14 protein-coding genes are annotated in these 11689 nt (G+C 68.1%); 7 read left to right on the forward strand and 7 right to left on the reverse strand.

Features of this window, described 5'->3' with window-relative positions; all coding sequences use genetic code 11:
* Positions 1-1074 (reverse strand): DNA primase (gene dnaG / locus H0T81_RS01955; protein ID WP_294009226.1); only part of this gene is annotated, 1074 nt, incomplete at its 3' end.
* Between the two features lie 71 nt (positions 1075-1145).
* Positions 1146-1598: a GatB/YqeY domain-containing protein gene (locus H0T81_RS01960; RefSeq protein ID WP_294009228.1), complete on the reverse strand. Its 453-nt coding sequence runs from the start codon at positions 1596-1598 to the stop codon at positions 1146-1148.
* Between the two features lie 147 nt (positions 1599-1745).
* Between H0T81_RS01960 and carA the strand changes: the two genes are divergently transcribed.
* The 5 genes from carA to H0T81_RS01985 all read left to right on the forward strand — a co-directional run bounded on the left by carA (position 1746) and on the right by H0T81_RS01985 (position 7789).
* Positions 1746-2936 (forward strand): glutamine-hydrolyzing carbamoyl-phosphate synthase small subunit, encoded by a 1191-nt coding sequence (gene carA, locus H0T81_RS01965; protein ID WP_294009229.1) that lies wholly within the window; start codon positions 1746-1748, stop codon positions 2934-2936.
* The gene (locus H0T81_RS01970; RefSeq protein ID WP_294009231.1) at positions 2933-3202 is read left to right on the forward strand and encodes a hypothetical protein; all 270 of its coding nucleotides are present in this window, start codon (positions 2933-2935) and stop codon (positions 3200-3202) included. Before carA ends, H0T81_RS01970 begins: the two co-directional genes overlap by 4 nt.
* Before the next feature lie 10 nt (positions 3203-3212).
* Positions 3213-6590, forward strand: coding sequence for a carbamoyl-phosphate synthase large subunit (carB, locus tag H0T81_RS01975; protein WP_294009233.1), 3378 nt, complete (start codon positions 3213-3215; stop codon positions 6588-6590).
* Positions 6591-6668: 78 nt separating this feature from the next.
* A complete protein-coding gene (gene greA, locus H0T81_RS01980; protein WP_294009235.1) occupies positions 6669-7148 on the forward strand; it encodes a transcription elongation factor GreA in 480 nt (159 codons plus the stop codon).
* Positions 7149-7162: 14 nt separating this feature from the next.
* Positions 7163-7789: a rhomboid family intramembrane serine protease gene (locus H0T81_RS01985; protein WP_294009237.1), complete on the forward strand. Its 627-nt coding sequence runs from the start codon at positions 7163-7165 to the stop codon at positions 7787-7789.
* Here H0T81_RS01985 and H0T81_RS01990 read toward each other — a convergent pair.
* Genes H0T81_RS01990 through H0T81_RS02010 form a run of 5 tightly spaced genes read right to left on the reverse strand, consistent with a single transcriptional unit; the run spans position 7774 to position 9818 of the window.
* The gene (locus tag H0T81_RS01990; protein ID WP_294009239.1) at positions 7774-8037 is read right to left on the reverse strand and encodes a DUF4170 domain-containing protein; all 264 of its coding nucleotides are present in this window, start codon (positions 8035-8037) and stop codon (positions 7774-7776) included. The two genes, H0T81_RS01985 and H0T81_RS01990, sit on opposite strands and share 16 nt — an antisense overlap.
* A complete protein-coding gene (locus H0T81_RS01995) occupies positions 8034-8459 on the reverse strand; it encodes a hypothetical protein (RefSeq protein WP_294009241.1) in 426 nt (141 codons plus the stop codon). The genes H0T81_RS01990 and H0T81_RS01995 overlap by 4 nt, the downstream gene beginning before the upstream one ends.
* A complete protein-coding gene (locus H0T81_RS02000; protein WP_294009243.1) occupies positions 8456-8848 on the reverse strand; it encodes a DUF3618 domain-containing protein in 393 nt (130 codons plus the stop codon). Before H0T81_RS02000 ends, H0T81_RS01995 begins: the two co-directional genes overlap by 4 nt.
* Positions 8845-9201, reverse strand: a complete 357-nt coding sequence (locus H0T81_RS02005) for a phage holin family protein (protein ID WP_294009245.1) — start codon at positions 9199-9201, stop codon at positions 8845-8847. The genes H0T81_RS02000 and H0T81_RS02005 overlap by 4 nt, the downstream gene beginning before the upstream one ends.
* A complete protein-coding gene (locus H0T81_RS02010; protein WP_294009246.1) occupies positions 9201-9818 on the reverse strand; it encodes a hypothetical protein in 618 nt (205 codons plus the stop codon). The genes H0T81_RS02005 and H0T81_RS02010 overlap by 1 nt, the downstream gene beginning before the upstream one ends.
* A gap of 139 nt (positions 9819-9957) precedes the next feature.
* Here H0T81_RS02010 and eno point away from each other — a divergent pair, with 139 nt between their 5' ends.
* Together eno and H0T81_RS02020 are read left to right on the forward strand one after the other, a co-directional pair.
* Positions 9958-11247 carry a phosphopyruvate hydratase gene (eno, locus tag H0T81_RS02015; RefSeq protein WP_294009248.1) on the forward strand — a complete coding sequence of 430 codons (1290 nt, stop codon included), beginning with the start codon at positions 9958-9960 and terminating at the stop codon, positions 11245-11247.
* 81 nt (positions 11248-11328) lie between these two features.
* Positions 11329-11640, forward strand: a complete 312-nt coding sequence (locus H0T81_RS02020; protein WP_294009250.1) for a septum formation initiator family protein — start codon at positions 11329-11331, stop codon at positions 11638-11640.
* Positions 11641-11689: the final 49 nt, after the last annotated feature.

Here is an 11689-nt window from a genome sequence, read left to right on the forward strand (position 1 = left end):
GGCTCCATCCCCGCCAACCGCTGCCGCGGCGCTTCGAACGACGTCGTCGGGGTCCTGGCCGGGCGGCAGCTCGACGAAGCGCAGCGTGCGGTCGGGGCCGATGTGGGGAAGCGCGCGCAGCGCCGCCCGGACCGCCGCCTTGCGCCCGGCGCTGTCGCCGTCGAAGCACAGGATGGGCGATCGATCGAGCCGCCACATGCGCTCGAGCTGCGCCTCGGTGACGGCGGTCCCGTTGGGGGCGACGGCCTCGGCGATCCCGGCGCGGTCGAGGGCGATGACGTCCATATAGCCTTCGACGACGATCAGCCGCTTGGCGCTTCGGCTGGCCGGGCCTGCGCGGTCGATGTTGTAGAGCGTTCGGCCTTTGTCGAAGAGGACCGTGTCGGGCGAATTTAGGTACTTCGGCTCGCCGTCGCCCATGATCCGGCCGCCGAACGCGATCACTCGCCCGCGCTGGTCGCGGATCGGGAACATCAACCGGCCGCGGAAGCGGTCGTAGGTTTCCTTATCCCCGTCCTCGGGTCGGATCAGCATCCCGATCTCGACCAGCGCTTCCTCGCCGAGATGGCCGAGCGCCCGCTTGAGCCGGGCGCGGCCCTGGGGCGCGAGGCCCAATCCAAACCGGGCGATGGTGCTTGGCTGGATGCCGCGCCTAGCGAGATAATCGCGCGCCTCGGCGCCCTCGAGGCCCTGGAGCTGGTCGGCGAACCATTTCTGCACCGCGGCCATGACATCGGTCAGCGAAGCGGCGCGCTCGGCCTGATCGCGCGCGCGGGGATCCGGAGCGGGGACCTCGAGGCCGGCCCGCCCGGCGAGCTCCTTGACCGCGTCCATGAACGGCATTCCGCGCGAGTCGGTCAGGAAGCGGATCGCGTCGCCGTGGGCGCCGCAGCCGAAGCAGTGGTAAAAGCCCTTCTCGTCGTTGACCGTGAAGCTCGGAGTCTTCTCCTGGTGGAACGGACAGCACGCCTTGAACTCGCGCCCCGCCTTCAGCAGCTTCACCGATGGTGCGATCACCGCCGATAGCAGGGTCCGGGCGCGGAGTTCGTCGAGGAACTGAACGGACAGGCTCACGGGGTGAGCCTTTCAAGTGAAGTGGGCGAGAGGGTCACGCGCCGCAGATTTGAGGCTGGCGACGCATCTGTCTAGCCCAATATCTCCCGAACCAACCCGCTTGCGCGGGCGGGCTCGATGGCGGTGGCGTGGCGCTCTTTGACCAGGGCCATCACTTTGCCCATGTTCTTCATCGAGCTGGCGCCCGTTTCGGCGACGATCGCCTGGATGGCCGCTTTGGCTTCCTCGTCGCTCATTTGCCTCGGGAGGAAGCGCCCGATGACGGCGATCTCGGCTTCCTCGGCCGCGGCCAGCTCCTCTCGCGCCCCCTTGCGATACATGTCGACCGATTCGCGGCGCTGCTTGATCATTTTCTGGAGCACTTCGATGACCATCGCGTCGTCGTCCGCGGCCGCCGCACCGGTGCGCGCCTCGATGTCGCGGTTCTTGATCGCCGACTGGACCATGCGCAGGGTGCCGGTCGTCGCCTTGTCGCCGGCTTTCATCGCCTCGATCGTCGCGGCCTTGATGTCATCGCGAATCATCGTGTGCCCGTTTCCTGTCAGCGGAAAACGCGCTGGTAGCGCCCGCCGCGGCCCTTTTACAGCGTTGACCTGAAGCCCCGCGCCCCCTAGCCATCACGGCTTAGCGACATTGCTGCAAAACCGCCCGCGGAAAGGCTCCTCCAGCCCATGGCCGACGCTCGACGCACGTCTGACGGAGGGGCGCCCGCGCCGCAACCCGACGGCGCGACCGGAGTCGTGGTGTTCGCCGACGGCCGGACAGTGTGGGGGCGGGGTTTCGGCGCCGAGGGGCAGACGGTCGGCGAGCTGTGCTTCAACACCGCGATGACCGGCTACCAGGAGGTGATGACCGACCCCAGCTACGCGAGGCAGGTGATCGCCTTCACTTTCCCGCACATCGGCAATGTCGGCGCGAACGACGAGGACGTCGAGGCGGCCGAAGCGCACGCGCTCGGCTGCCTGGTGCGCGAGGTGGTGACGAGGCCGAGCAACTATCGCGCCGGCGAGGATTTCGCGGCGTGGATGAAGAAATGGGGGCGGATCGGAATCGCCGGTGTGGACACAAGGGCGCTGACCAGGCTGGTCCGGCGCGAAGGCCCGCCGACCATCGCCATCGCCCACCGCGCCGACGGCAAGTTCGATCTCGACGAGCTGCGGCGGATGGCGGCCGACTGGCCGGGGCTCGAAGGCATGGACCTCGCCAGGGACGTCAGCCGGCTCCAGGTCGAGCGCTGGACCGGCGGCAAGTGGGCGTGGGGGAAGGGATATGACATGGGCGGCGGCAATGGCGCCAAGGCACCGCATGTCGTCGCCGTGGACTACGGCTCGAAGCGCAACATCTTCCGCAACCTGGTCGAGGCCGGGGCGCGGGTGACCATCGTCCCGGCGGAAGCGAGCTTCGGGGACGTGATGGCGCACGAGCCGGACGGCTTCTTCCTGTCGAACGGGCCCGGCGACCCGGCGGCGACGGCCGACTACGCGGTGCCGGTGATCCAGGCGATGCTCGAGACCCGGAAACCGCTGTTCGGGATCTGCCTCGGGCATCAATTGCTTGCGCTGGCGGTCGGCGGGAAAACGTCGAAAATGTTCCAGGGCCACCGCGGCGCCAACCATCCGGTCAAGCGCCTCGCCGACGGCAAGGTCGAGATCACGAGCATGAACCACGGCTTCGCGGTCGAGCGCGAAGGACTGCCGGAAAATGCGCGCGAGACCCACGTGTCGCTGTTCGACGGCTCCAATTGCGGCTTCGAGCTGACCGACCGCCCGGCGTTCAGCGTCCAGTACCACCCCGAAGCCTCGCCCGGCCCGCAGGACAGCTTCTATCTATTCGAGAAATTCGTCGGGGCGATGGGGAAATGAAGGTCGGCACGATCGCATTGGTGACCCTGCTTCTTGCCGGCTGCGCGACGGCTCGGTTTCATTCGGAGGAAGAGCTGGCGACGGTCGGGCGCGACTGCGGGCTGGCGCTCGGCGAATTGTTCCAGGACGAAAGCGAGAAGCGGCTCGTGTTCCTGTTCAAGCCGGGAGCGACCATCGAGCAACGCGCCTGCGTGGTCCGCTGGGCGCGCAAGAACCGCCTGAAGACGGTGATCGTCGAGGCGATCAACTTCCCCGAAGAGAGCTGACGGCGAGCCGATGCCCAAGCGCACCGACATTTCCTCGATCCTGATCATCGGCGCCGGGCCGATCATCATCGGCCAGGCGGCCGAGTTCGATTATTCGGGATCGCAGGCGGTGAAAGCGCTGACCGCCGAGGGCTACCGGGTGATCGTCGTCAATTCGAACCCGGCGACGATCATGACCGACCCCGAGCTGGTCGGCGGGGAGGGAGAGCAAGGCGCCACCTACATCGAGCCGATCACTCCGGAGATCGTCACCAAGATCCTCGAGAAGGAGAGGCCAAACTCTCCCGGAGGCTTCGCGCTGCTGCCGACGATGGGCGGGCAGACGGCGCTCAACACCGCGCTGGCGCTGGCCAAAGACGGGACCCTCGAGCGGCTCGGGGTCGAGCTGATCGGGGCCAATGCGGCGGCGATCGAGATGGCCGAGGACCGGCTCAAGTTCCGCGAGGCGATGGACCGCATCGGGCTCGAGAGCCCGCGCTCGGCGATCGCCCATTCGGTCGAGGACGCCGTGGCTGCACTCGACAGCGTCGGGCTTCCGGCGATCATCCGCCCGAGCTTCACGCTCGGCGGCACCGGCGGCGGAATCGCCTACAACCGCGAGGAGTTCGAGGCGATCGTCCGCGGCGGGCTGGAAGCCAGTCCATCCAGCGAAGTGCTGATCGAGGAATCGGTGCTCGGCTGGAAGGAATATGAGATGGAGGTGGTCCGCGACGCCAAGGACAATGCGATCATCGTCTGCTCGATCGAGAACGTCGACCCGATGGGCGTCCACACCGGCGACTCGATCACCGTCGCGCCGGCGCTGACCCTGACCGACAAGGAATATCAAAGGATGCGCTCGGCATCGATCGCGGTCCTGCGTGAAATCGGTGTCGAAACAGGCGGTTCCAACGTCCAGTTCGCAATCGATCCCAAGACCGGGCGGATGGTGGTGATCGAGATGAACCCGCGCGTCTCGAGGTCCTCGGCGCTGGCGTCGAAGGCCACCGGCTTCCCGATCGCCAAGGTCGCCGCGCGCCTCGCGGTCGGCTACACGCTGGACGAGATCGCCAACGACATCACCGGCGGCGCCACCCCGGCCAGCTTCGAGCCGACCATCGACTATGTGGTGACCAAGGTCCCGCGCTTCGCGTTCGAGAAATTCAGCGGCGCCGAGGCGAGCCTGAGCACGTCGATGAAGTCGGTCGGCGAGGTGATGGCGATCGGGCGGTCGTTTGCCGAGAGCCTGCAAAAGGCGCTGCGCGGGCTGGAGATCGGGCTCACCGGGCTCGACCGCGTGCGCGCGCTCGAGCACAGCGACCCGGCAGCGATCGAGAGCGCGCTTGCGAGGCCGACTCCGGACCGGCTGCTGGTCGCCGCCGAGGCGCTTCGCCAGGGCTTCACGGTCGAGCGGATCAACCAGATCGCCGGCTTCGACCCGTGGTTCATCGAGCGGCTGCAGGAAATCGTCGAGGCGGAAGAGACGGTGAGGGCGAAAGGGCTGCCGCGCGACCCCGCCGGGATGCGGGAATTGAAGGCGATGGGCTTTTCCGACGCGCGGCTGGGCGAGCTCGCGCTTCGCTCCGCCAAGGCGCCGCGCGACATGAGCGAGAAGAGCGCCCGCGGGTCGGGGGTGGTCCACGATGCGCTCAAGGCGCTGACCGGCGGAGTGACCGAGGCCGAAGTCCGCGCCCACCGGCTGCGGCTCGGCGTGCGGCCGGTGTTCAAGCGCATCGACAGCTGCGCCGCCGAGTTCGACGCGGCCACGCCCTACCTCTACTCGACCTATGAAGCGCCGCTTTTTGGCGAGGCGGAGGACGAGGCGGAGGTCAGCGGCGCCAAGAAGGTGATGATCCTGGGCGGCGGGCCCAACCGCATCGGCCAGGGGATCGAGTTCGATTACTGCTGCTGCCACGCCGCGTTCGCTCTGGGCCGCGATGGCGCCGGGCTCGAGACGATCATGGTCAATTGCAACCCGGAGACGGTCAGCACCGACCCGGACACTTCCGACCGCCTCTATTTCGAGCCGCTGACCGCCGAGGACGTGATCGAAATCGTCGAGCGCGAGAAGGCGTCGGGCGAGCTGCTCGGGGTGATCGTCCAGCTGGGCGGGCAGACGCCGCTCAAGCTTGCCGCCGAGCTGCAGGCCGCCGGCGTCGAGATCCTCGGCACCAGTCCCGATTCGATCGACCTTGCCGAGGACCGCGAGCGCTTCGCCAAGCTGGTCGCCCGGCTCGGGCTGCTGCAGCCGCCCAACGGCATCGCCCGAAGCCGCGACGAGGCGCTGCAGGTCGCCCAGCGGATCGGCTATCCGGTGCTCCTGCGCCCCTCCTACGTCCTCGGCGGGCGCGGCATGGAGGTGGTCGACGGCCCGCTCCAGCTCGACCATTACATCGCCACCGCGGTCTCGGTCTCGGGCACCAGCCCGGTGCTGATCGACCGCTATCTGCGCGACGCGATCGAAGTCGACGTCGACGCGATCTGCGACGGCAAGGAGGTCGCGGTCGCCGGAGTCCTCCAGCACATCGAAGAGGCGGGGGTCCATTCAGGCGACAGCGCCTGCGCGATCCCGCCGCACGGGCTGTCGGCCGAAGTCATCACCGAGATCGAGCGGCAGACGAAGGCGCTGGCGCTGGCGCTGAAGGTCAAGGGGCTGATGAACGTCCAGTTCGCGGTCAAGGACGACCAGGTCTATCTGATCGAGGTCAACCCGCGTGCCAGCCGCACCGTGCCGTTCGTCGCCAAGGCGATCGGGCGTCCAATCGCCAAGATCGCCGCCCGGGTGATGGCCGGCGAGCCCTTGTCGGCGTTCGACCCGATCGACCGCGCGATCGGCCACATCGCCGTCAAGGCCCCGGTATTTCCGTTCGCGCGCTTTCCAGGCACCGATCCGGTGCTTGGACCGGAAATGAAGAGCACCGGCGAAGTCATGGGAATCGATCATGATTTCGACATCGCCTTCAGCAAGGCTCTGCTTGGATCGGGGATGGCCTTGCCCAACGGCGGAACCGCCTTCGTATCGGTCAAGGACGCCGACAAGGACAATATCATCCCGGCGGTCGAGAAAATGATCGAGCTTGGCTTTTCCATCATCGCCACCGGCGGAACCGCCGAGCATCTTGCGTCGCGGGGCCTGCCGGTCGAGCGGGTCAACAAGGTCGCGCAGGGGCGGCCGCACATCGTCGACCGGCTGCTCGACGGCGACGTCGACCTGGTGTTCAACACCACCGAGGGCTGGCAGTCATTGAAGGACAGCCACTCGATCCGGGCGACGGCGCTGGCCCGCAAGGTGCCTTATTTCACCACCGCCGCCGCGAGCCTTGCCGCGGCGCGCTCGATCGAGGCGGTTCGCGGCCACGCGCTTGAAGTTGCCTCGCTTCAGTCCTATTATTCCGCTTCCGTAAACTGATCCTGACAATCCGCCCCTCGATCCGCGAGCCGGTCCGGCAGCGCAGGAGCGGGATTTTGGAAGAAAGGCATTTTTTCAATGGCGACTGCCGACAAAGTGCCAATGCTGGCGGAGGGCCACCGCAAGATCGACGACGAGGTCCGGCATCTCAAGAGCGTCGAGCGGCCCGCCGCGATCGAGGCGATCGAGATGGCGCGCGCCCACGGCGACCTCGCCGAGAACGCCGAGTACCACGCGGCCAAGGAACGGCAGGGCCAGATCGAGGCGACGATCGCCGACCTCGAGGACCGCTTGAGCCGAGCCCAGGTGATCGACCCGACCACCTTGTCCGGCGACCGGGTGGTGTTCGGGGCGACCGTCACCCTGATCGACGAGGACAAGAAGAAGATCCGCTACCAGCTGGTCGGCCAGACCGAGGCCGACGCCAGGGTCGGCCGGATCAGCTATAACTCGCCCCTCGGCCGGGCGCTGATCGGGCGCAACGTCGGCGATGAAGTCGAGGTCTCGACCCCGTCGGGCGACCGCTACTACAAGATCAAAGCCATCGAATTCGTCTGAGCGGGGGCCGGATCGTGCGGATCCCCCGAACGGCCACCATCGTCATCGCGGCCGTCACCGCGCTCGCCTGGATGCTGGCCGCGGCGATCGGCGCGAGCGACACCGCGGCCGCCTTGTGGGGGTTCATCCCGGCGCGGTTCAGCGGCTTCATTGACCTGTCGGGGGCAATGCCGGCCCTCCTGACTCCGCTGAGCTCGACCCTGGTCCACGGCGGCTTGCTCCACGTCGCCTTCAACCTGCTGATGCTGGTGTGGTGCGGCAGCGCGGTCGAGCGGGTGCTGGGGCGCGGCGCGCTGCTGCTTCTCTACGGTGTCGGCGCCTATACCGCCGCGATCGCTCAGTGGCTGGTCGATCCGGCCTCGATCGTCCCGATGATCGGCGCCAGTGGCGCGGTCAGCGCGGTGATCGGGGCGTTCGCCCTGAGCTTCGGCGAAGCGAGGGCGCTCACCCGGTCGCCGCGGCTCAATCGGCTGATCAATGCGGCCTGGCTGCTGGCCGCCTGGGTCGTCTTGCAGATGATGGTCGGCTTGCTGGCCGGCAGCCGCGGAGTGCTGCTTGCCACGGCCGCGCATGTCGGCGGCTTCCTCGCCGGGCTGTTGATGCAGCGGCCGCTGCTCCTGTGGCGCTACCGCTCCGCCTGAGCGCTCTCCGCCGGCGGGGCCGCCGCCGGCATCGCTTCCGCGTCGGGCTCGAGCAGCCGGTGCAGGTGAACGACGACATATTTCATCTCGGCGTCGTCGACCGTGCGCTGGGCCTTGCCGCGCCACGCATCCTCGGCCTCGGCATAGCTTGCGTAGAGGCCGACAAGGTCGATGTTGTCGAGGTCGACGAACTCGAGCCCGCGCGGGTCCTTGACCCGCCCGCCGAACACCAGATGAAGCTTGCTCATTCGCGCTCGCGGGCCCCGCTCAGTGCCGCCTGCGCCGAGGTCTTCGCGGCCTCGCTGGCGTCCTCGAAAATCGAGCGCAGGGTCTCGGCGCCCTTTTCGCGGGTCAGGCCAAGCTCGGCGAGTCGCGACTTGCCAGCATCCTTGGCGGCCGCGGCGGCGGCCTTGGCGGTGCCGGTCAGCTTGTCGCCGACCGGGCGCAGCACCCGGGTCTCGCTCTCGGTGCGGGGGAGGAGCGCGGCCAAGATCGCGCCGACGGCAAGCCCGCCGGCAAGCGCGATCAGCGGCGCTTCGTCGATTGCGTCATTGGCCTTGCGGCCAGCCTGGGCGACGCTGTCGCGAGCCTCGTCATAGGCTTCGATCGCGCGCTGGCGGACGCCGCCATCAGAGGCATTGTCCGCCCGGTTGTTGTCCTGGTCAGTCATTCGATCGTCTCCGTCTTTTTCGCTTCCTTGTCGGTTTTGCGCGGCCCGGCTCCGGCCTTTTTCGGCGACCCGGCTCCGGCTTTTTTCGACTTGCGCTTGGTGGTCACCCCGTCGGCCAGCTTGCCGGCCATGTCGATCAGCGGCTCGCGGGCGAGGAACAAGGCGATCGCGGCCGCTATTCCGCCGGCGATCGCCGGCCGGCGGCGGACCGCGTCGACCGCGTCCTCGGCAAGGTCGGCGCCTTTCGACTTGGCGCCTTCCCAGGCATTCTGGGCGAGCACGGCCGGGCTGAGCCGCTCCTGGAGCTCGCGTGCCGTCTCCATCAGCCGGGCTCGGGCTCGCTCGGCCTCGATGCCCGCCGCCGCCATCTCGGGCGTTTCCTTGCTCACAGGTCGCGCCTTGCCTTGCTGATTCCCAGCCATGCCATGCCAGCTCCGATGCCGGCAAAAATCAGGAAGGCCAGTAGCCCCGCGAGCACCGGCCCAATCGCCGGCAGCAGCGCGAAGAACGTCGCCACCGTCAGGATCGTCACCGCGGCCTGAACGAACAGCAGCGCCGCTCCGAGCAGGATCGCCGGCACCTTCAGGCCGCCGGCCTTCGCCGAAGCCACGGCCTTGACGACCCCGAGCTCGGCCCAGGCATAGGCCTTGCCGTCCTCGACCAGCTGGTGGACGAGCTCGCTGATCGGGCGCTCGTCCCCCGGCTCGGGCGACCGGATGGGCGGATCGGTCGGTTTCAGCATCAAGTCTCGCGCGAGCCGCCGCCGCGGCGGCCGTTACCGCTGTCGCCATCGTCATCGTCTTGCGCGAGGCCCGACTTGATCAGCCGAGCAATCGCGAAGCCGACGATGGCGGCTCCGGCCAGGGCGACTCCCGGGCTCTTGCGGACAAACTCGCGGGTGTCGTCGATCAGCTCGTCGGCATCCTTGCTGGCGATGCTGTTGGCGGTGTCCTCGAGAGCGCTGGCGGCGCGGCGAGCATACTCGCCGTACTCGGGCCCGAGCCGCTCATCGAGGCCGTCGGCGGTGTCGCCGACCAGCTTGCCGACGTTGGCGAGCGCCTCGGCGCCGCGCTCGAGGCCCTGGCCGACCAGACCGCGGGTCTTGTCCGCCGCCTGGCTCGACAGCTTGTCGCGGCCGGTGCGGATCTTGTCGACGATCGCGTCGCGAGTGCCCGCGGTGCGGCCGCCGGTGCCCCCCGACGCGCCACCCGACGCGCCTCCGGAGGTGCGCCCGGTCGACGGGCCGACATCGGCAACCAGCAAAACGTCGCCGTCCCCGCCGTCCGCCGAGGGCGGCGTCGAAGCTCCGGAGACGACCTTGTCCGTGCCTTCGGGAAGCTCGCTGTTGTTGTTCTGCATCTGAATCCTCCTTCTCGACCTCAACCCAGAGCCGCGCGGCTTCGTTCCGGCGAGCGAGGGTGAAAGTTGCACGCTCCAACCCGGGCCATATAAGCACGCTGCGCGCCGATTTCATTACGCTTCCGCAAGAAGGCTATCCATGACCGCGATCATCGACGTCCACGGCCGCCAGATCCTCGACAGCCGAGGCAACCCGACGGTCGAGGTCGATGTGACACTCGAGGACGGCAGCATGGGACGAGCCGCGGTGCCGTCGGGCGCCTCGACCGGCGCTCACGAGGCCGTCGAGCTCCGCGACAGGGACGACTCTCGCTGGTGCGGCCGGGGAGTCGAGGGAGCGGTCCGCTCGGTCAACGGCGAGATCGCCGAGGCGATCGTCGGCCGCGACGCCGAGGACCAGGCCGACATCGACTCGGCGCTGATCGATCTCGACGGCACGGCGAACAAGAGCCGACTGGGCGCTAACGCGATCCTCGGGGTCAGCCTGGGATGCGCGAAGGCGGCCGCGGAATCGCTCGGGCTGCCGCTCTACCGCTATGTCGGCGGGGTCAGCGCCGACCTTCTGCCGGTGCCGATGATGAACATCCTCAACGGCGGCGCCCACGCCGACAACCCGATCGACTTCCAGGAATTCATGGTCATGCCGGCCGGCGCTGCGAGCTTTTCCGAAGCGCTTCGCTGCGGCGCCGAGATCTTCCATTCGCTCAAGAGCGCGCTGCACCAAGCCGGAATGTCGACCGCGGTCGGCGACGAGGGCGGGTTTGCACCGGACATCGGGTCCGCGCGGCAAGCGCTCGACTTCATCCTGCAAGCCGTCGAAACCGCGGGCTACAGCGCCGGCAAGAACGTCCTGATCGCGCTCGACCCGGCGGCGACGGAATTCTTCAAGGACGGCGCCTATGTGCTCGCCGGCGAGGAGAAGTCACTGACACCCGAGCAGATGGTCGACTATTTCGAAGCGCTGCTCGCCGATTATCCGATCGCTTCGATCGAGGACGGGCTCGCCGAAGACGACATGGTCGGATGGAAGATGGCGACCGAGCGGCTCGGAAATCGAGTCCAGCTGGTCGGCGACGATCTGTTCGTGACCAACGAGAAGCGCCTCGCCGAGGGCATCGCGGGCGGTATCGCCAATTCGATCCTGATCAAGGTCAACCAGATCGGCACCCTGACCGAGACCATCGCCGCGGTCCGGCTGGCGCAAGGCTCGGGCTACACCGCGGTCATGTCGCACCGTTCGGGCGAGACCGAGGATTCGACCATCGCCGACCTCGCGGTCGCGCTCAACTGCGGTCAGATCAAGACCGGCAGCCTCGCGCGCTCCGACCGCACCGCCAAGTACAACCAGTTGCTGCGCATCGAGGAAGAGCTGGGCGAAACCGCGCGCTACGCCGGACGCGAGGCGCTGAAGGCCTATTCGCCGCGCTGACCCACAGCCGATCCACAGCTTTATCCACCAAACCACTCTTTTCGCTTGCCTTCATGACGTCATCGTGATTCTCTGGAGCGGATGGGGGCTGCACGAAGAACCAGGGGACTGATCCGTCGCGCGGCGATGCCCGCCCTGGCGCTGATCGTGGTCGGCAATTTCGCCGGCTATGCGGTCGCCGGCCCCAACGGCCTGCTTGCGTGGGGCGGCTATCACCGCGACCTCGATGAACGCAAAGCCGAGCTCGCCCGCCTCGAGGCCGAGCGCGCCCAGCTTCGCCACCGCTCCGCCCTGCTCGACCCCAAGAAGGCGGACCCCGACATGGCCGACGAGCTGGTCCGGCGCGACCTTGGCCTGGTCCGCCCCGATGAAGTGATCATCCCGCTCGACTAGCGGGCCCCGGGCGGTTGCCAGCTGGGCGCAGTTGCCAGTTGGGCTGCGG

This window comes from Sphingomonas sp. (assembly GCF_013812825.1).
In the GTDB taxonomy this organism is placed as follows: domain Bacteria; phylum Pseudomonadota; class Alphaproteobacteria; order Sphingomonadales; family Sphingomonadaceae; genus Sphingomicrobium.

Bases quoted from the DNA above. Each gene is read 5' to 3' on its own strand.
- H0T81_RS02005 (WP_294009245.1), bottom strand. From the start codon at position 9,201: ATGCTGAAACCGACCGATCCGCCCATCCGGTCGCCCGAGCCGGGGGAC.
- H0T81_RS01990 (WP_294009239.1), bottom strand. From the start codon at position 8,037: ATGAGCAAGCTTCATCTGGTGTTCGGCGGGCGGGTCAAGGACCCGCGC.
- H0T81_RS02020 (WP_294009250.1), top strand. From the start codon at position 11,329: ATGGGGGCTGCACGAAGAACCAGGGGACTGATCCGTCGCGCGGCGATG.
- H0T81_RS02010 (WP_294009246.1), bottom strand. From the start codon at position 9,818: ATGCAGAACAACAACAGCGAGCTTCCCGAAGGCACGGACAAGGTCGTC.
- H0T81_RS01995 (WP_294009241.1), bottom strand. From the start codon at position 8,459: ATGACTGACCAGGACAACAACCGGGCGGACAATGCCTCTGATGGCGGC.
- H0T81_RS01960 (WP_294009228.1), bottom strand. From the start codon at position 1,598: ATGATTCGCGATGACATCAAGGCCGCGACGATCGAGGCGATGAAAGCC.
- carA (WP_294009229.1), top strand. From the start codon at position 1,746: ATGGCCGACGCTCGACGCACGTCTGACGGAGGGGCGCCCGCGCCGCAA.
- carB (WP_294009233.1), top strand. From the start codon at position 3,213: ATGCCCAAGCGCACCGACATTTCCTCGATCCTGATCATCGGCGCCGGG.
- eno (WP_294009248.1), top strand. From the start codon at position 9,958: ATGACCGCGATCATCGACGTCCACGGCCGCCAGATCCTCGACAGCCGA.
- H0T81_RS01970 (WP_294009231.1), top strand. From the start codon at position 2,933: ATGAAGGTCGGCACGATCGCATTGGTGACCCTGCTTCTTGCCGGCTGC.
- greA (WP_294009235.1), top strand. From the start codon at position 6,669: ATGGCGACTGCCGACAAAGTGCCAATGCTGGCGGAGGGCCACCGCAAG.